The 19,529-nt window shown below is 65.3% G+C and carries 11 protein-coding genes; 8 read left to right on the plus strand and 3 right to left on the minus strand.

The genetic code is table 11. The features are described 5' to 3' along the window. Nucleotides 1-56: 56 nt before the first annotated feature. Together ACZYZE_RS05850 and ACZYZE_RS05855 are read left to right on the plus strand one after the other, a co-directional pair. A complete protein-coding gene (locus tag ACZYZE_RS05850) occupies nucleotides 57-4,967 on the plus strand; it encodes an NAD-glutamate dehydrogenase (RefSeq protein ID WP_463906768.1) in 4,911 nt (1,636 codons plus the stop codon). A gap of 36 nt (nucleotides 4,968-5,003) precedes the next feature. Continuing rightward, complete coding sequence (locus ACZYZE_RS05855) at nucleotides 5,004-6,473, plus strand: sensor histidine kinase (RefSeq protein WP_463906770.1); 1,470 nt, start codon at nucleotides 5,004-5,006, stop codon at nucleotides 6,471-6,473. A gap of 220 nt (nucleotides 6,474-6,693) precedes the next feature. Here the strand turns inward: ACZYZE_RS05855 and ACZYZE_RS05860 are convergent, their stop codons facing one another. Then, entirely contained in the window at nucleotides 6,694-6,942 is a 249-nt protein-coding gene (locus ACZYZE_RS05860) for a WhiB family transcriptional regulator (protein ID WP_003804966.1), read from the minus strand. A gap of 422 nt (nucleotides 6,943-7,364) precedes the next feature. On the opposite strand from ACZYZE_RS05860, the gene ACZYZE_RS05865 reads away from it, so the two are divergent. Further along, on the plus strand, nucleotides 7,365-7,760 hold the full coding sequence (locus tag ACZYZE_RS05865; protein WP_463907147.1) for a hypothetical protein: 396 nt from the start codon (nucleotides 7,365-7,367) through the stop codon (nucleotides 7,758-7,760). A gap of 97 nt (nucleotides 7,761-7,857) precedes the next feature. Here the strand turns inward: ACZYZE_RS05865 and ACZYZE_RS05870 are convergent, their stop codons facing one another. Continuing rightward, complete coding sequence (locus ACZYZE_RS05870; RefSeq protein WP_463906772.1) at nucleotides 7,858-11,853, minus strand: FtsK/SpoIIIE domain-containing protein; 3,996 nt, start codon at nucleotides 11,851-11,853, stop codon at nucleotides 7,858-7,860. Nucleotides 11,854-12,093: 240 nt separating this feature from the next. Here ACZYZE_RS05870 and glf point away from each other — a divergent pair, with 240 nt between their 5' ends. The 4 genes from glf to ACZYZE_RS05890 are packed head-to-tail and all read left to right on the plus strand — an operon-like array spanning nucleotide 12,094 to nucleotide 16,893. Next, nucleotides 12,094-13,281, plus strand: coding sequence for a UDP-galactopyranose mutase (gene glf / locus ACZYZE_RS05875; protein WP_463906774.1), 1,188 nt, complete (start codon nucleotides 12,094-12,096; stop codon nucleotides 13,279-13,281). Continuing rightward, nucleotides 13,281-15,269: a glycosyltransferase gene (locus tag ACZYZE_RS05880; RefSeq protein WP_463907149.1), complete on the plus strand. Its 1,989-nt coding sequence runs from the start codon at nucleotides 13,281-13,283 to the stop codon at nucleotides 15,267-15,269. Before glf ends, ACZYZE_RS05880 begins: the two co-directional genes overlap by 1 nt. After that, nucleotides 15,270-16,139 (plus strand): ABC transporter permease, encoded by an 870-nt coding sequence (locus ACZYZE_RS05885; RefSeq protein WP_459316841.1) that lies wholly within the window; start codon nucleotides 15,270-15,272, stop codon nucleotides 16,137-16,139. Nucleotide 16,140: 1 nt separating this feature from the next. Beyond that, nucleotides 16,141-16,893 carry an ABC transporter ATP-binding protein gene (locus ACZYZE_RS05890; protein ID WP_459316840.1) on the plus strand — a complete coding sequence of 251 codons (753 nt, stop codon included), beginning with the start codon at nucleotides 16,141-16,143 and terminating at the stop codon, nucleotides 16,891-16,893. 149 nt (nucleotides 16,894-17,042) lie between these two features. Here ACZYZE_RS05890 and ACZYZE_RS05895 read toward each other — a convergent pair whose 3' ends face one another. Then, nucleotides 17,043-18,668: a DUF2142 domain-containing protein gene (locus ACZYZE_RS05895; protein WP_463906776.1), complete on the minus strand. Its 1,626-nt coding sequence runs from the start codon at nucleotides 18,666-18,668 to the stop codon at nucleotides 17,043-17,045. A 156-nt stretch (nucleotides 18,669-18,824) separates the two neighbouring features. On the opposite strand from ACZYZE_RS05895, the gene ACZYZE_RS05900 reads away from it, so the two are divergent. Beyond that, nucleotides 18,825-19,307 (plus strand): GtrA family protein, encoded by a 483-nt coding sequence (locus tag ACZYZE_RS05900; protein WP_463906778.1) that lies wholly within the window; start codon nucleotides 18,825-18,827, stop codon nucleotides 19,305-19,307. Nucleotides 19,308-19,529: the final 222 nt, after the last annotated feature.

A 19,529-nucleotide genomic window follows, 5' to 3' on the forward strand; every position in this document is an offset into this window, starting at 1 on the left:
CGCCATGAGAGCCGCAAAGATGCGGCCATGAATTTTTTTGATGGAGGCGTTTGTCGATGTCGTCTGGGTCCAGTGTGCAGGATCAACCCGTTTCGATTGGTGCCGGAGAAGGCTACCTCGGGGACTACTACGAGCACCTTGCGGACGATGACGCGCGGGGGTACGCACACGAAGTGCTGACCGCCAGGGCCGAGTCGCACCGGCAGGCGGCGGCGAAGCGGCTCCCCGGCATCGCCAACATCTCCATCCACGACGAGCCGGACTGCAGCGTGGTCTACATCGTTACCGACGATATGCCGTTCCTGGTGGACTCGGTCAACGCCGAACTGGTCCGCCAGAAGTCCCCGATCCACCTCGCAATGCACCCGCTCTTTGTGGTGACGCGAAACCGCGGGACCGGCGAGCTTGTCAAGGTGGCCCGCGTCCCCTCCCATCTGGGCATCTCCAGCGGCGACACGGCTGCGATGCCCAACCTGTCCCACCTGATCGCCGAGGGTGACAACGCCTCCCACATGGAGTCCTGGATCGCCGTCGAAATCGGCCGCGTGGACGATGAAAAGCGCCAGCAGCTCGTCGACGGCATCGGGCGGGTACTCCGGGACGTGCGCGCCGCCGTCGAGGACTGGCCGAAAATGCGGAACAAGGCACACCAGATCGCCGAGGACCTCGACAAGGTGGCCAACCCGGCGCAGATCGCCGAACTCCGCCAGGCCCAGGAGCTGCTTCGCTGGCTCGACGACGGAAACTTCACCTTCCTCGGCTACCGCGAGTATGACCTGTTGACCGAATCCGACGAGGATGTGCTGGAGCCCAGGGACGACAGCGGCCTTGGGTTGCTGCGCGGCAGCGCCGACACCCGCCACCAGATCCAGCACCTGACCGAGACCGGGCGCAAGAAGGCGCGCGAGAAGCGGGCCCTCGTGATCACCAAAGCCAACTCCCGCTCCACGGTGCACCGCTCGGCGTACCTGGACTACATCGGGGTCAAGAGCTTTGATGCGGCCGGAAATGTCAACGGCGAGCGCCGCTTCATCGGGCTTTTCGCGACCACCGCCTACGCCGGCTCCGTCCGCGACATCCCCGTGGTCCGCGAGAAGGTCGCCGCAGTGCTGAACGACGCGGGCTTCCCGCCGGACTCCCACTCCGGGAAGGACCTGCTGGGTATCCTCGAAACGTACCCCCGCGACGAGCTGTTCCAGATCGAGATCCCCGACCTCGCGGCCATCGCGACCGGGATCCAGCGTCTGCAGGAACGCCGCCGCACCCGGCTGTTCCTCCGGCCCGATATCTACGGCCGGTTTATGTCCGCCGTCGTCTATCTTCCCCGCGACAGGTACACCACGAACGTGCGGCTGCGCATCGAGCAGGAGCTGCGCCAGACTTTCGACGCCGTGTCCATCGACTACGAGGCCCGGATGACCGAATCCGCGCTGGCACGCCTGTTCTTCCGGATCCGGCTTCCCAAGAACGCCGACGTCAGCAACATCAACACCGAAGAGCTGGAGAAACGGCTGGTCCGCGCGGCCCGCTCGTGGAGCGAAGGCATCTCCGAGGTCCTGCGCACCCGGGCCGCGGGCGGCGGTCTGGCCGGTGCCCAGGCGGCCACCGCAGGGGCGGCCACCGCGGGGGAGGACACAGCCAAGGAACTCGCATCCGTGTGGGCCGAGGCCTTCCCGGCCAGCTACCGCATCGACTACGAAGTGGAAGATGCCCTGGAAGACATTGCCCGCTTCGAAAAGTACGGCGCTGCCGCAGAGCTGGCAGGGGAGGCCGCCCGGGAACAGCCCGGCGTCCACGTGTACCTGCCTGAAGGCGCCGGCGCCTCGCTTGAAGAGGACGCACGCGTCAAGCTCTACATGCTGGAGCCCAAGAGCCTGAGCCAGATCCTGCCCTACTTCCACAACCTCGGACTCGAGGTCCTGGACGAACGCCCGTTTGAAATCGAGACGGCGGACCACCGTGACTTTTTCCTCTACGACCTTGGCCTGAAGTATCCGGCGGGGGTGGACCCGCAGGCCACCGGCCAGCTGCTCGCGAACTCCTTCGGGGCCGCTGTGACCGGCGCCGTGGAATCGGACAGCTTCGACCGGCTGGTGCTGCGCCAGGGGATGCACTGGCGCCAGGTCGTTGTGCTCCGGGCCTACGCCAAGTACATGCGGCAGATGGGAAACACCAACTCCTTCGGATTCCTGGCGGACACCCTGCTGGCGAACCCGGACGTGACCCGCTGCCTGAACGCCCTGTTCCAGGTCCGCTTCGACCCGGCGCTGGCCGAGGCGGAACGACTCGCCCGGCAGGACGAGGTCCGCGCCGCGCTGGACGCCGCCATCGAACAGGTCGCCACCCTCGACGCCGACCGTGTGCTGCGCACCTTCAAGAACCTGATCCAGGCGACGCTGCGGACCAACTACTACCAGGACAAGCCGCACCTGAGCTTCAAACTGAATCCCGCCCAGATTGAGGGATTGCCGTTCCCCACACCCATGTACGAGATCTGGGTGTACTCGCCCCGGGTCGAGGGCGTGCACCTTCGCTTCGGCAAGGTGGCCCGCGGCGGCCTGCGCTGGTCGGACCGCCGCGAGGATTTCCGCACCGAAATCCTCGGCCTCGTCAAGGCCCAGACCGTCAAGAATGCCGTGATCGTCCCCACCGGAGCCAAGGGCGGCTTCTACGCGAAGCAGCTCCCGGATCCGGCCGCCGACCGCACCGCGTGGATGGCCGAGGGCGTCGAGAGCTACAAGACGTTCATCCGAGGACTCCTGGACATCACGGACAACCTCATCACGACGCCGGCGGGCGAAACGCTCGTGCCGCCGGCCGACGTCGTCCGTCACGACGACGATGATTCCTACCTGGTCGTCGCGGCCGACAAGGGAACGGCCTCGTTCTCCGACATCGCCAACGGCCTCGCCGCCGAATACGGCTTCTGGCTCGGCGACGCCTTTGCCTCGGGCGGTTCTGTCGGTTACGACCACAAGGCCATGGGCATCACGGCCCGCGGCGCCTGGGAATCGGTCAAGCGCCACTTCAGCGAACTGGATCTAGACACGGAGTCCGAACCGTTCACCGTCGTCGGCGTCGGTGACATGTCCGGCGATGTCTTCGGCAACGGCATGCTGCTCTCGAAGCACATCCGCCTGCTCGCGGCCTTTGACCACCGGCACATCTTCCTCGATCCCGCCCCCGACGCGGCGGTCTCGTTCGCCGAGCGGGAGCGGCTCTTCAAGCTGCCCCGCTCCTCCTGGGACGACTACAACAAGTCGCTGATCAGCGAAGGCGGCGGCGTGTTTGCCCGCCAGGCCAAGGTCATTCCGGTCACCGCACAGATCAGGGCCGCGCTCGGGCTGCCCGAGGGCACCACCCAGCTGAGCCCCCCGGAGCTGCTGCGTGCGATCCTGCTGGCCCCGGCCGACCTGCTCTACAACGGCGGTATCGGCACCTACGTCAAGGCGGGCACCGAAACCAACGCCGAGGTGGGGGACAAGGCCAACGACGCCATCCGCGTCGACGGCCGCGACCTGCGCGTCAAGGTGGTCGGTGAAGGCGGCAACCTGGGCATGACGCAGCGCGGACGCATTGAGGCGGCGCTGCAGGGCGTCATCCTCAACACCGATGCGATCGACAACTCGGCCGGCGTGGACTGCTCCGACCACGAGGTCAACATCAAGATCTTCGTGGACCGCATGGTCGCCGCAGGCAAGCTGGACCCCGCCGAGCGCGCGGAGTTCCTGGCCTCGATGACGGACGAAGTCGGCCGCCTGGTGCTGGAAGACAACATCGACCAGAACATCCTGCTGCTCAACGACCGCATGCGGGTGTCCGAGTGGAGCCCCAGCTACGAGCGGCTGATGGACTGGCTGGAAAAGTCGGCCGAGCTGAAGCGTGACCTGGAGGCGCTGCCCACAACGGAGACGCTGCGCGAGCGCCTGGAGCAGGGACAGGGGCTGACCTCGCCGGAGCTTTCCGTGCTGGCGGCCTACGCCAAGATCGAACTCGCCTCGTCACTGCGGGACAGCGACCTGGCCGAGGACCCGTGGTTCAGGGAGACGCTGCGGGCCTACTTCCCGAAGCAACTGCGGGAACGGTTCGACGCCGAACTGGACACCCACCCGCTGCGCCGGGAAATCATCGCGACAGTGGTGGCCAACGACATGATCAACATGGGCGGCATCACCTTCGCGTTCCGGGCCATGGAGGAGACTTCGGCCACCGAGGCCGCCGTCGCCAAGGCCTTCGTCGCGCTCCGTGAGGTCTACGAGCTGGACATCATGGTGGGCGAACTCAACGAGCTGCCCGCGTCCTTCCCGACCGAGCACTGGAGCACCGTCCACCTGGACATCCGCCGGCTCCTGGACCGGGCTGTCCGCTGGGTCCTGAGCCAAAGCAACGCGGCCCGGCCGATCGCCGACATCGTGGCGGAGTTCAAGCCGCTGATGGACCCGATGCGCGCCCGGCTGCTGGACTACCTGCGCGGCGAGGACCGTGCACGGGTGGCCGAGTGGCTCGAGAAGGCCCGCGGCTGGGAGTTGCCGGAAGACCTGGCCCACCGCTGGGCGGAGCTGTTCGAGAGCTTCGTGCTGCTGGACATCGCAAAAATCGTCCATGTCAGCCCCGAACCCGTGGAAAACATCGCGCACGTCTACTACACGGTGTTCAACCGATTCCACGCCGATTCCCTGCTGGAGCGCATCACCAAGCTGCCCAGGAAGGACCGCTGGCAGGCGCTGGCCCGTGCGGCGCTGCGCGATGATCTGTACTCGACCGTCTCGGACATGACGACGGCGGTGCTCGAGTCGACACCTGCCGGAATGCCGGCGGATGAACGGCTGATTGCGTGGGAGGGCCAGAACGTCGAGCAGCTGGGCCGTGCGAAGAGCATGTTTGACGAGGTCAACGCGCTCGAAGCCGATGACATGGCCTCGCTGTCGGTAGCATTGAGGCTCTTGAGGTCAATCGTTCGACGCTAGGGGGCAGCCGCTCCCGGCGGCGCAAATGGAGGTGCTGTGGCAATCTTTACGGACCCTATCAGGGAGCACGCTGATTTCGGGCCGGGGGATGCCGAGTGGCTTCACCTCCTCGTGGGCGACTGGCAGATGGTCGCCGACCTGGCGTTTGCCGACCTGGCGCTCTGGTTTCCGCATCCTGAGCTCGGCTACGTGGCGCTTGCCCACGTCCGCCCCTCCACCACACATACGGTGTTCCACGCCGACTTCGTGGGGGAGGGGATCAGATCGGATCTGAAGCCGCTGGTCGACAAGGCGTGGGGGAGCCGCACGATCGAGCGCTCCAACGAGACCAACTGGAGCAGCGACATGGCCCTGCGGGTCGAGGCCGTGCCGATGGTCCGCAACGGCCGGACCCTGGCCATTGTCACCACCCACATGGACCTCTCCAGCTCGCGGATGCCCTCCCGGCTGGAGCTGACGTACCGGCAGTGCGCCTACGATCTGCTGCGGATGGGCACCCTGGGGCTCTGGCCGGACTTCGCCTCGCCCACCGGTTCGCGCCGCGGCGCACCGCGCGTTGGCGACGGCCTGATCAGGCTCGACGCGGAAGGAATCGTCCAGTATGCGAGCCCCAACGGCGTGTCCGCCTTCCGCCGGCTCGGCGACGGCGAGTCGCTCGAGGGCCGCAGCCTGGCCGAGGTGACCGCCGGGCTGCTCAAAGACCGGCGCCTGGTGGACGAGACGCTGCCGCTGGTGGTTACGGGGCGGATGCCGTGGCGGAGCGAGATCGAGTCGCGCGGGGTCAGTCTTTCCCTGCGCGCGATTCCCCTGCGCGATGAACAGCAGCGCTTCGGCGCCCTGGTGCTCTGCCGCGACGTCTCCGAGCTGCGCCGGCGGGAGATGGAACTCGTCACGAAGGACGCCACGATCCGCGAGATCCACCACCGGGTGAAGAACAACCTGCAGACTGTCGCGGCGCTGCTGCGGATGCAGTCCCGCCGGATGGTCAGCGATGAGGCCAAGCAGGGGCTTGAGCAGGCGATGCGGCGGGTGGCAACCATTGCCCTGGTGCACGAGACCCTGTCCCAGGGGCTGACCCAGAGCGTGGACTTCGATGAGCTCATCGGCCGCCAGTTCCGGCTCTCCGCCGAGGTGGCGTCGCCGTCGCAGCAGGTGAAGACGCAGCGCTCGGGGCTGTTCGGCGAGCTGCCCAGCGACTTCGCCACCCCGCTGGCCCTGGTGATCAACGAGCTTGTGGCGAACGCCGTCGAGCACGGGCTTGAGGGCCGGACCGGCACGGTCTGGCTGATCGCCGACCGCTCCGAGAGCGAGGACGGGGAGGAGCTGCTAACCGTGACCGTCGCGGACGACGGCGTTGGCATCCCGGCAACCCCGTATGTCGAGGGCCTCGGCCTGCAGATTGTCCGCACCCTGGTCACGAGCGAGCTTGGCGGGACCATCCAGTGGAAGGCCAGGGACGGCGGCGGAACCGCGGTCCAGATCGTCCTGAGCCTGGCCCCGCGCTAGGCTCCGGCCGGGGCGTGTTGCTTGGGGCTGCCCACAAGGGGTGACCGGTTTGGCCGGCCGCCGGCCGGTTTGTCTGGCCGCAGACCGGTTTACCTGGCAGCCGAACCTGGCCGTTAAACGGCCAATGGCCGCGGACTGGATCGTCCGCGGCCATTGTTGCCGTGTCGCCCGGAGGCGGGAAAGTGTGCAGCCCGGAGGCCGGTTGTTTGTAGTCTGCCTGCTAGGAAGCGCGGCGGGCGCGTGCTGCGCGGCGCTTCAGGGCACGGCGCTCGTCCTCGCTCATGCCGCCCCAGACTCCGGCGTCCTGACCGGATTCGAGTGCCCACTGCAGGCAGGTGTCGACAACGGGGCACCGCCGGCAGACACTCTTGGCTTCCTCGATCTGCAGCAGGGCAGGACCGGTGTTTCCTACGGGGAAGAAAAGCTCCGGGTCCTTGTCAAGGCACGCTGCGCGGTTACGCCAATCCATGCTGATCAGTCACTCCATTCCTGGGAACTCGTTAAATGCCTTTGTGAAATTATTCACTAGAGGCTTCATAAGAAAGGGGCCCTCTGGGGCCCCCTTGGTCATCTGGATTAAGCGTGTCATGTTAACGCTGCGTAAACAAGGGGTACTTGGCTGCAAAATGCCGTGGGATCGTGAGCGATGCATCACATTGGCTGGCGGCGCCCTCACATCTAGTCGACTATGTCCGGTACTGTGCCAGTGTGTCAAGACCCTTTGAGAACCACTCCGGCCCCGACGAGAATCCCGCGGAAAGTGCCGCGGAAGGTCGCGAGGACGGTCCCGCAGCAACGCCCCCGGTGCTGCCAACTGGCGCGGCACCTGGCGGCCAGCCTGCCGGCGGAACCTCGCCGACCGGATCCGACGACGCAGCGTCCGGGCATCCGGTGCGGCCCGCCGGCATCCTGGTGGTCGCCATCATTGTGGCGCTCGAGGCCTCTGCACTGCTGGTTGCCGCGGTCTGGTACGGCAGTCAACTCCTGACCGGAGCCCCGGTGCTCTCCTTCTGGGGCGCGGTGTTCACGCTGGGTCTGTTGCTGGCCTTCTCCGCATGGCTCTTTGCCGTGGCGAGGTTCCTGTCCCGCGGGTACCGCTGGCCCAGGGCAGGTGCCCTGGTGGCCCAGCTCTTTGTCCTCACCATCGGGTTTCCGACCCTGACCGGCGGATACCCCCTGGCCGGCGTGGCCATGCTGCTGCCGGCGGTCATTGCGATCGTGCTGCTGTTCGACAAGCGGGTCATTGCCTTCGCGTCCCGGGCCGGCGGCGCACCCCCTGCCCTTTAGCGGCTCCTGTTCTGAGGTGCCGCCCCTGCGCTGGCCCTGGCCTGTCGGGCAACAGTCCGCAGTGCACTGTGTTGCCTGGTCGTGCAGGTCCCTCTAGTCAGGCCGAACCCTCCCTGCCGCAGGCAGTCGGGTCGACGGCCAGTTGCACCGCTGTGGCCTGCCCGTCGGAGATCACGACGGCGCGCCCCGGGGGAGGGCTGTGTTCGGGTTCCACCCGGACCCCGAACAGGTCTCCATCCAACGGGCTCCGCGGCGCAATGAGGATTCCCGTTCCCTGGCTGCGCGCGTGGAGCGCCAGCGGCGCCCGTTGCTGAAGAGAATGACTGAAACCCGCTGTCAGGATCACTGTCCAGCCCAGGCTGTTCAGTGCCAGCAGGTGCCTGTTGGTTTCGGTGGACTGCAGGTCCAGGTCGTCGGCCAGCAGGATTGATGTCCGGTCGAGGGTCCCGGCGAGGGCGCTGGCATAGGTTCCGGACCAGTACTGACCGGGATCCGCCCCGGCCGCGGGCCGTTGCCAGCTCGCGGACGGGTTGAGGCCAGGCAGGGCTGACAACAAGGAACTCTTCCCGGATCCCGGAGCGCCGAGGACGGCAAGGACGCTGCCGGGCGTCAGCTGGACATCTGTCGGCCGGAGTTCGTCCCCGCCGATCCCAAGGCACAGGCGCCCGCGGACCTGCGGCCCTTCCCTCGGGACGGCTTCCCCTGCGCGGGCGAGAACCTCGGGGACAGTCACAAGCCGGGGGAGCGGCTCGACCCGGAACGGCCGGCTCCGTACGTCCGGCTTGGGACGATGCCCGATGGCGGGCGCGTCGAAGAGCTGCCCGATATGGCCGGCCGTTGAACGGCCCTCGACGAACGGGCCGAAAGCCACCATCCGGCCGGGAACCATGTCGAGTGACGGCAGCCGCGGCCAGGCCAGCCGTCCCTCCTCGGTGGTTCCGGCAGGAAAGTAGAGCCGGTTGGGGATTGCCGCAAAGAACCGGGCCGTGACCAGCTCGCGTTCGCCGGAAGCGATGACGGTGATGCCCGCCGCCGGACCGTCCCGAACGATGTCGTGGACGAGGTCTTCGGCCCAGGCCAGCGGGCCGGCGCGGAAGGCTGAAAGCCAGGACCCCCATCCGGCCAGGACCAGAATCAGCGGCGGGGAGCCGCCGTCGGCGCCGGTGCTCAGCCTCCCGGTCAATTCTCCGGCCAGGCGCTCCAGGACGCGGACGGCCCTCCGCAAGTCATGAACTCCCACGGCCGCTCCGATCCTGGGAGCTGCTGTGGGACCACTGACGGAACCACTGAAGGCACCGGCGGCGTCGAGGAGATAGAGGTGCGTTTCCTGTTCCACCGACAGCAGCTGGTCTACGGCGAGGGCCAGTGCCACATCGGTGCCGCCGGCACCACCCCCGATGAGTCCAAGGTGGCCGTGCTGGGCAGGAGACCAGCGCAGCTCGTCGGTGCGTTGCTCTTCGGGCAGGTCCAGCCATCCCAGCCGGACCGGTTCCCGACCCACGCCGGCGGGAAGCAGGTCTGTCGGGAACGGCACCTTGGCCGTGATCGGATCGGCAACGGGCCGGTGCGGCGGGCGGCCGCCCAGGGCTTCCCACAGCGCAGTTGTCGCTTCGATGAAGGGTGCCAATGCCCGGGACGGCGTAGGACCTGCAGCGGCCTCAACCTGTGGGGAGGAGCCGGCGGGCGGCCGGCACACGAAATCACCGGCCGTCATCACGCTCACGACGCCGGTGGCCGCCTCCGGCAGCGGTGTGACCGTTGCCGTCTGGAACTCTTCCGGCCCGTCGTTTCCACGGACCAGGTAGGCACGGCCCGGGCCGCCAATGGGGATGGTTGCCGCGAGCCGGGAATTCATGATGTCAAGGGACTCCATCTCGGACTGGACTCGCAAGGCGATACAGCTGGTCACATTCGCCCGGATATCGGCGGTGATGGCACCCTGGGGGCGCTGCGTGGCCATAACGAGATGAATCCCAAGCGAGCGGCCGATCGCCGCGATGCGCAAGAGCTCGGACAGTGCCTGGGGCGCTTCCTCCACCAGCATCCTGAACTCGTCAATGACCACCACCAGATGGGGGAGCGGGAGCCCCAGCGGTTTCAGGGCGTCGTACGCTTTGAGATCGGGAGCCCCGCAGGCGGCGAGCAGCTCCTCCCGTCGGCGAACCTCGGCGCGCAGGGAAACCAGGGTGCGGGACACCTCATTCGTGCCCAGATCGGTGAGCAGCCCGACGCAGTGTGGCAGTCCGGTCAGCGATCCGAGCCCGGATCCGCCCTTGAAATCGATGAACAACAGATTGAGGCGGTCCGGCGGATGGCAGGCCGCGAGGGCGGCCGCAAGGGTCCGCAGGAACTCCGACTTGCCGGAGCCGGTGGTGCCGGCCACCAGGACGTGCGGGCCGTCCGCCTGGAGGTCCAGCCGCAGAGGGCCCGAGCCGCCGACGCCGACCAGGACGGGAAGACCGGGGGACCCCGCGGACTGTGCCCAGCGCCGGGAGGTGTCCGCCGTCGAGAGCGGGAGGATCTCGGCCAGGGAACAGACATCCGGAATGGCCGCTGGGGGCGCATCTCCAGGGCCGACCGGCCCGCCGAGCCGGCGGCAGAATCGGTCGAAGACCGGACCCGGCACACGATCAGGTATGAATTCGAGCGTCGAGCGGTCCGAGGCGAGCACACCGGCGCGCTCGCCGAGTATGACGGACTGGCTGGCGGCCGGGTCCGTTTCGGCTGAAGCGTCCAGCCCGCCGCATTCAATCACCTGCCACCCGTGACTGACCGCCGCAGCACGCAGCGCAGAGGCTCCGCTGCCGTCCACGATGATCAGCAGTCCAAGGTCATAGCCCCGGCCGTGCCCGGCGTTCAGCGCTGCCAGCGTGAATGCTTCATGGCCTGACAGGGTGACGGCGGCCAGGAAGCGCGCACAGAGGGGAAGGGAGCGCGGCGCACCATGGACCAGGACGCGGGTGCGCCGGGCGAGGGGATAGGAGGCCAGCTGCATAAGGAAGGCCCGGACCAGCCCGGCCACCGCGGGTTCCGGGCCGCGGAGAGTTGTTACCGAGACAGCAGGGTCCAGTGTGACGGGCATCAGACCGGGTGGCGGCGACCGGACGGCGGAACCGGGCGGTTCCAGCCGGAGGTTCGCTGTCTGCTCCGCCAGCCCGAGCCGCAGCCAGACGGGCGTCGGAGGCGGCGAAGACTGCCTCGCATCGGATTTCACCGCTGAGCCGCGGAGCGAAAGTTCCGCGGCGGAAGGCGCGGACCGCCGTCGTCGGTCCTGATCCTCCCGCGCCGCGGCGGCGACGGCGCCCTTCAGCTCTCGGAGCTGCTTTCGCCCCGCCACCACCGGAACCAGGAGCGAGACAGCGGAAACGGCGGTGAAGGCCAGGAACATCCACATGCCGGTGATCACGGCCAGCCCGATTCCGATGGCCAGCGGCAGGACGGCGGTCGCCATGAGGACTCCGCGGTTGGCCGCCGCAGAGTGGTTGGCCACTAGGAGCGGCTCCGCGACGCTGCACCCTGCCGAGGCAGGCACTCCCGCATCCGAGGATCCGGCGAAGATCAGGGAGAGTGAGGAGTTACCGCAACGGATCGAGGATGCGGTGGTCACCGGTGTCGCCCGCACCCTGCGGCCGTCGACGGTGGTGCCGTTGGCGCTGTTGAGATCGACGAGGGTCACAGCGGAATCCGAGACCTCCAGCCGGGCATGCTCGCGGGACAGCTCGGCATCCGGGATCACGATCTCCGTTCCGCTCCGCCCGATCCGGAAGCGTCCGCGCCGCAGCGGGATGATTATGCCGGCGCCTGGCCCGCTGTGCACGGCGAGCAGCAGTGGCGCCGTCCCATGCACTGCCTCATTTCGGCGGGGTGCGGGCCCGTCCACCAGGACGGCGCCGTGGACGAGGGGCGGCATGCCAACAGTCATGGGCGCGAGAGGTGCGCCGGCCACGGTCAGGGCGCCCGTGCCATAGCGCCGCGACACCGCTGACTGTAGCTCCGCACCGGAGCAAGCGGCAGGCAGCTCGAGGGCCAGTTCCACGGGCTCCGGGGCGAGCGCGGAGCCCGGCGCCGGGACCAAAGTGCAGTGCAGGATCATCGGCCGGAGTCCTTTCCCTCGGCATGGTTCATCCCCACGCTAGGCATGATTGAAGCCCCGTGAGGATAGGAATCCGGCTATGTGGATAACGGCTCTGACCTTGGAAAACAGCCGGGGGACCGGGCCGAAGGCCGGCACCGCCGTCGTCCCCGATTCGCCGGTTCCTACCCTGCCTCGGGTAGGCTGGAGCAGCAGACAATGCACAACGTTGCGCTGCCCACATTCGAATCAGGAGATTTTGTGACCGCTGACCTCGTTATCGTAGGGTCGGGCTTTTTCGGCCTGACAATCGCAGAACAGGCCGCCACCGAGCTGGGCTTGAAGGTCGTTGTCATCGACCGCCGCCACCACATTGGCGGCAACGCCTACAGCGAAAAGGAAGAGCAGACCGGCATCGAGGTGCACCGTTACGGTGCCCACCTTTTCCACACCTCGAACGAGCGTGTCTGGGAGTACGTCAACCGTTTCACTACGTTCACAAACTACGTCCACAAGGTGTACGGCGTTCACAAGGGCGAGGTCTACTCCCTGCCGATCAACCTGGCCACCATCAACCAGTTCTTCCGCGCCAACCTGACCCCGGGCCAGGCGCAGGAACTGATCAAGGAACAGGCCGGGGAACTGGCCGGTACCGATCCGCAGAACCTGAACGATAAGGGCATCCAGCTCATCGGCCGTCCACTGTACGAAGCCTTCATCAAGCACTACACCGGCAAGCAGTGGCAGACGGATCCGAAGCACCTGCCCGCCGGGATCATCTCCCGCCTCCCGGTGCGCTACAACTACGACAACCGCTACTTCAACGACAAGTACGAGGGTCTGCCGACGAACGGCTACACCGCGTGGATCGAGAAGATGGCGGAGCACCCGAACATCGAGGTACGGCTCGACACCGACTTCTTCGACGAGTCGCACGAGTACAGCAAGAACAAGGTCGTCGGCAACATCCCGGTCATCTACACCGGGCCCGTCGACCGCTACTTCGATTCCTCCGAGGGCGACCTCTCCTGGCGCACCATCGACTTCGAGAAAGAAGTGATCGACGTCGGCGATTTCCAGGGAACGTCCGTGGTCAACTACAACGACGAGGATGTTGCCTACACGCGCATCATCGAGCCGCGCCACTTCCACCCGGAGCGCAATTACCAGACGGAAAAGACCGTCATTATGCGCGAGTTCTCCCGTGCGGCGGAGGAGGGCGACGAGCCCTACTACCCGATCAACACGGCCGCGGACCGTGAACGGCTGCTGAAGTACCGCGACCTGGCGGCCGCCGAGAAGGACGTCCTGTTCGGCGGACGCCTCGGTACGTACAAGTACCTGGACATGCACATGGCCATCGGGTCCGCCCTGACCATGTTCGACAACAAGATCCGCCCGCATTTTGAGGCCGGCGCCAAGATCGAAAGCGGAGGAGTGGACGCATGATGACCACTGAAGGGTCATCCTCTTGGAGCGCTCTTCAGAGGGTGATCCTCCCGTCGGCCGACCAGACGGACACCATCCCGCTTTACGTGGACGCGGGTCCTGCCAGCGGCATCCGGCTGCGCGAGAACGACGAACTGGCGCGCTGGCCGAAGCTGCCCGAAGACAAGCTTCAGATGTTCAGTTCCGGCGGACCGCAGGCTCACTTCGAGGATCTGCTCACGAGGCGTTCCATGCGAGTACGTTCGGGCGAGGAGATCTCCTTCGGTACTTACTTCAACGCCTTTCCGGCGAGCTACTGGCGCCGGTGGACTTCCGTCCGGGACCTCCGACTGGTCGTTAGGACAAGCGGTAGTGGAGCGGTCACCGTCTACAAGTCCAACGCCCGGGGCTCCGTTCAGCGGGTCGATGGCCGCCACGTGGACGGCGAGTCCACCTCGGTGTTCGAGCTCTCCCTCAAGCCGTTCGGCGACGGCGGCTGGTACTGGTTTGACCTGGCTGCCAGCTCCACGGACCTCGTGCTGGAAACCGGCCACTGGGAAACCCCGGACCGCGTGGACCGCCGTGGCCAGGTGACTCTGGAAATCACTACGATGAACAAGCCCGATTTCTGCCTCAACAACGCCCGGATCCTCTCGGAAAACCTTGACGTCCTCAACGATGTCAAAGAGATCCTCATCGTGGACCAGGGCACGCAGAAGGTCGAGGCCCAGGCCGGTTTCGCCGAGGTCAGTGAAGCACTCGGCGGTAAGCTCCGGGTGATCAACCAGGCCAATCTGGGTGGGTCCGGCGGCTTTGCCCGCGGCATGTACGAAGCGGTCGAGAACGGCAGCGACTACGTGATGCTGCTCGACGACGACATTGTCGTCGAGCCCGAAAGCATCGTTCGTCTCCTGACCTTTGCCGACTACTGCCGCAAACCCACCATCATCGGCGGGCACATGTTTGACCTGTACAACCGCAGCGTCCTGCACACCTTTGGCGAGGTCGTCGACCCCTACCGGATTGTGCCGGCACAGCCACATGCCGATATGGAGCTCCGCCACGATTTCAGCGTCGCCAACCTCCGGCAGACGGCCTGGCTGCACCGCCGGGTGGACGTCGACTACAACGGCTGGTGGATGTGCCTCATCCCCACCAAGGTGATCAAGGAAATCGGACTATCCCTCCCGCTTTTCATTAAATGGGACGACGCCGAATACGGCCTCCGGGCCCGGGAAGCGGGCTTTGCGACGGTATCGCTGCCGGGTGCAGCGGTGTGGCATGTGTCGTGGGCCGACAAAGATGACATGGTCGGCTGGCAGTCTTACTTCCACGAGCGAAACCGGCTGATAGCCACGCTCATTCACAGCCCCTACCCCAAAGGTGGCCGGGTGTTGCGGGAATCGGTCCAGGCCGATGTCAAGCACCTCGTCTCCATGCAGTACTTCACCGAGCATGGACGCATCGAAGCCCTGAAGGACATCTTCAAAGGACCGCATGACCTTCACCAGGTACTGGCCTCCCGGCTTCCCGAGATCAACGCCCTCAAGTCCCAGTACCCGGATGCCCAGCTCAAGGACGACGTTGATGACTTCCCGGCGCCGAAGTTGGGCCGCGGCCCAATGGGGGGCGCCCCGATCGGCATGCCGCGCAAGAAGGACCTGATTCCCTGGGGCATCAAGACAGTGTCGCGCCAGCTGGTCAAGACGCCGGCGCCGGAGAGCGCTGAACGCCCACAGGGCTTCCTGGCCCACCGCGACAACCGCTGGTTCAGGCTTGCGCACTACGACAGCGTCGTAGTGTCCAATGCCGAGGGGACGGGTGCATCCTGGTACCGGCGCGACCCCAAGAAACTGAAGTCGATGCTTGCCGAAGCGAGCCGCCTGCATCTTCGGCTTTACCGAGAGTGGGACCGGCTGGCGGACCAGTATCGGACCGCGCTGCCTGAGATCACCTCAATGGAAGCTTGGAAGAAGACCTTCGCTTCCCACTCCAAGGATGGCGAGTAGATGGCGGGTCAGATCGACCAGCTTGTCAAGCCCGGAAGTGGCCGCGGGCTGCTCGACGTCTACGGCGATCGCTTCCTGCTGAAGCTTCTGGTGCGCAAGGAAATCAAGATCCGCTACCGCGGGTCCGTGCTCGGGCTGCTGTGGTCCTATGTCAAGCCGCTGATGCAGTTCCTCATCTACTTCATCGCACTCGGCATCTTCCTGAACCTGGAGCGAGGCACGCCCAACTACGCGATCTACCTCTTCTCCGGGATCGTGCTGATCAACTTCTTTACCGAGGCGCTGTCAAACGCCACCCGGTCCATCGTTGACAACCGTGACCTCATCCGAAAGATCTACTTGCCGCGGGAGCTCTTCCCGGTAGCAACGGTGTGGGTCTCGGCCGCCCACTTCCTGCCGCAATTGCTGGTGCTGATCGCTGCCTGCGTTTTTGTGGGCTGGACTCCGTCGATCCTGCAGATAGCCGCCGCGATCCTGATCTTCGTCATGGTCGCAGTGCTGGCTACTGGCCTTGGCCTGATGTTCGGCGCCGTCAACGTCTACTTCCGGGATTCCGAGAACATCGTGGACATGATCGTTATGGTCGTCACGTGGGCTTCACCGGTTCTTTACGTGTGGACCATGGTCGAGCGCGTCCTGGGCCCGTGGTTCTGGGTCTACCAGCTGAACCCGATGACCACCGCCGTCGAAGTGTTTCACTGGACCTTTTGGGAGCCGACGCTGAAGGCGGACCAGCTTGTGAGCGACACCATGCCGCCGGACCTGCTGAACTTCTGGCTCCCTGTCTCCTTGCTCATCTCCGTCGCCATCCTGTTCCTTGGCCAGTTGATGTTCCGCCGGCTGTCCGTCCACTTTGCACAGGAGCTCTGAGATGACGTCGCACGGCCACGTTGCCATCAGCTGTATTGGCGTCCGCAAGCAGTTCGTCCTGCGGCATACCCGCTCCCTGAAGGAGGCCTTGGTCTGGTTGGTGCGGGGCCGCAAGGGTGATCTGTCGAAGAAGTTCCTTGCGTTGAATCATGTGTCGCTTGAAGTCAAGCAAGGTGAAACCGTTGCCCTGCTGGGTCTCAATGGTTCCGGCAAGTCCACACTCCTGAAGCTGATTTCGGGCGTATTGCAGCCCGACGGCGGCACGGTGCGGACCAGAGGGCGCGTCGCCGGGCTCATCGAGGTTGGCGCTGGCTTCCACCACGATCTCAGCGGGCGGGACAACGTCTACCTCAACGGCGCTATCCTTGGCATGTCGGAAAAGCAGATCGATGAGATGTTTGATTCGATTGTCGAGTTTTCTGAAATCGGTGAGTTTATTGATACCGAGGTGAAGTTCTATTCCTCCGGAATGTATCTGCGCCTGGCATTTTCCATCGCGGTACACACAGACCCCGAAGTCTTTTTGATTGATGAAATTCTTGCCGTTGGTGACGAACCGTTCCAGCGCAAGTGCATCGCTAAGATCAAGGAGCTGGCCGAGCACGGCAAGACGCTGTTCGTCGTGAGCCACGACCTGGATCTGGTGGCGACCGTCTGTGAGCGCGGGGTGCTGCTGGAGCATGGTGAGGTTGTCATGGACGGCAACGTTCACGACGTCGTTGGAGAACTGCGTCGCCGATCAGCGCCGGTGTAGTTCTCCGCAGCGCCCAGTGATGCACGGCGACCCGCGGTGAAATTCTTTTCTGTCCCTCCGTTAGCGAAGACTGACCGCGCACGCGATCTTGGCGGGCCAGCCCTCACGTCTCCATCTGCTAGGAGGTGACGACCTGGCAGCCGGCGCGATCAGCGGGAATCTGTGGGACCCTGGGATTCAACGAATACCGGGACATGGGGTCGGGCGGCGGTTGCAGGCCGAACGGCGCCTCCCAGTGAGGGGCCGCCAAGAGGTCCCGCCGGGCTACCGACGAGCGAGCGGTACAGCAGATATCCGCCGGCCGCCAGGACTGCCATGTAGGCAAGGGTAAGGCCCTGCCACGTCAATGGGGGCTGCCACTTCGGATCAAACATTTCAGTCCAGTTGGTGCGTTCGACGATGCCGACCGTGTAGCGCCGGAATCCGAAGAGCATCATGTACACGTGGGCCAGTCCCATCAGGACCAGCGACCAGCGCACTGCGGATTTTTTCCAGGGGGTGACTCTGAACGGCATGAAGCGGGCTGCCACTCCTGCGGCCAGTAGCAGAACGACAACAAGGGCCATAAGGTAGCGACCCTGCCAGATCCACCCGAGGCTTTGAATCGTGGACGCCTGCAGCCATGCAGGGAGCACGATTACCAGAGGCACCAGGATGGCAAGACCCCAACGGCCCCTGACAGGGCGGGAAGTAAGTCCGACCAGGAGCAACAGTCCGAACGCCATCACCCACGTCATCTGCACCGCGGCGGGGGCGGGGGTGTCGAGCCAGCCCAAGACGCCCACATATTCAATGACATAGTTGAATGTCCGGTCCAGCATGGTGGCGAACGCCTGGTCTGGCGCGATTTCAGTCGGGCTGGCCAGCAGGCTGTCGAAACTCTTGGCGGTCACGAGCCAAAAAAGGGCAAAGCCGCACGAAAGCGCGGTGACGCCAGCGGCCAGCCACACAAACCTGTCTTTAAGGATCAGAAGGAACCGACGGCCCCCGAAAGCTGCCGTGGCCGCTCCGACTGCAAGAAGAAGCCAAAGCAAGGAAAGCGGGCGGGTGTTGGCAAGTAGCGACGCTGCGACCGCCAGCGCCACGATATTCCAGCGGACGGCCCTCAGCCGTTCGGCATTCTCAAGTATGACGCAGAGGTGCATGAACACGGCGGCCGCGGTGGTGATTTCTAGGGCGTTGGGATTGATCCCGCCGCTAAGGAACAAGACGCCGGGCGTGACGGTCACTGCGACGGCTATGAGGGGCATGCGTGGACGGCGCAGCGCCGAGGCTGCCGCAAAGACCGAAGCCAGGATCGCGGCGTTGAGCAGACCACTGAGGATGCGCATCGTGTAGATGGCCGCTTCGCCGCCCATAACACGGGAAGGCAATCCTACGAGGACGTAGTAGACCGGGTTGTAGTTACCGGCGCTTGTTTCGCCTGTACCCAAGCTGCGGTCCAGGCTCACCTTAGGGGCGCAGGCGGGGGTCTCGGCAGGCTTAAAAGCGCTGCATTGCTGCGTTCGAATGTCGGCGATATAGCGGGGCACCTGAACCTGGAGCTGTGCACCCTGGACTCCCGTGGATTCCCCGCTGAACTGCCCGCGCGCAACGGCGGCTGCTTTGATAGTGTGCGCCGGTTCGTCGGGAAGGGACATGATCGGGGTAGCCAGGCACCAGATTGTTGTCAGGAGGCCCAATATCACGAACGCGGCGACTAAGACCGGCAGTTGGCCCAGACGGGAGTTTCGGTCGCGGCGGGGGGGAGTCATAAGGGAAGGCACAGGTATCATGGTAGCTTCAGGTTACTAGGTGACGGCCGCCGAATGCGCCTCAGGCTGGCCCGCGGCGACTCCCGTAACGGTAAACTGACTGTGACGGGACGGACTCAGTTTCCCCGCTTGTCCATGCATTCCATGACTAGAAGCGAAGAGAGACCCGCAGACGCTATGGCATTCCGCCCCGAAAAAACGACCTCCCGAACGCCGGCGCGCCAACAGATCATGGAGTTCCTGCACCGCAGCCCGTTTCTGAAATTTTTGATCGTCGGGGTGTTGTCATTTGCGTTGGATTTGGGACTTCTTGTGGGCCTGCATGAAGGGCTGAACGTCGACCTGGTGATTGCTACCCCAATCGCTTTTCTCACCAGCCTCATCTTCAACTTTGCCCTCCAGCGGTCGTTTACCTTCCAGGCCATGAACAGCCGGAGCGTAAGTGCCGCAAAGTACATAGCTTTGGTCATCGTGAACGTAGTGGTTACGGATCTCATCGTCACCGGTTTCGACAGGTTGGACTGGGCCTACGGAATCGGCAAGGTTGTGGCCACCGTATTGACGACCGGATGGAACTTCCTCCTCTATCGGCACTGGATCTTCCGCCATGAACCTGCCCGGGACGCTGAGCGAGCGCCGGATGCTGAGCCGGCACCCTAGTCATTTTATCGGCGCCCCGCCTGTCGCGCCTTGCCGGATCGACTGACCCGGACTTTTCGCGCCGTGGACCGGATGAATCGGCCGGCGCCCGGCGCCGCTGGCTGGCCCGGGGGAGCGCCGGCTGTGACGGGTTTCCTGCGACCGGCGGGACGGTTCGTGGCTGTTCAGTTTCACCGAAGGTGCGACGAGCCAGGCACTGCCCTTCCTGATTGAGTCCTCGAC

It is taken from the genome of Pseudarthrobacter woesei (genome assembly GCF_055412745.1).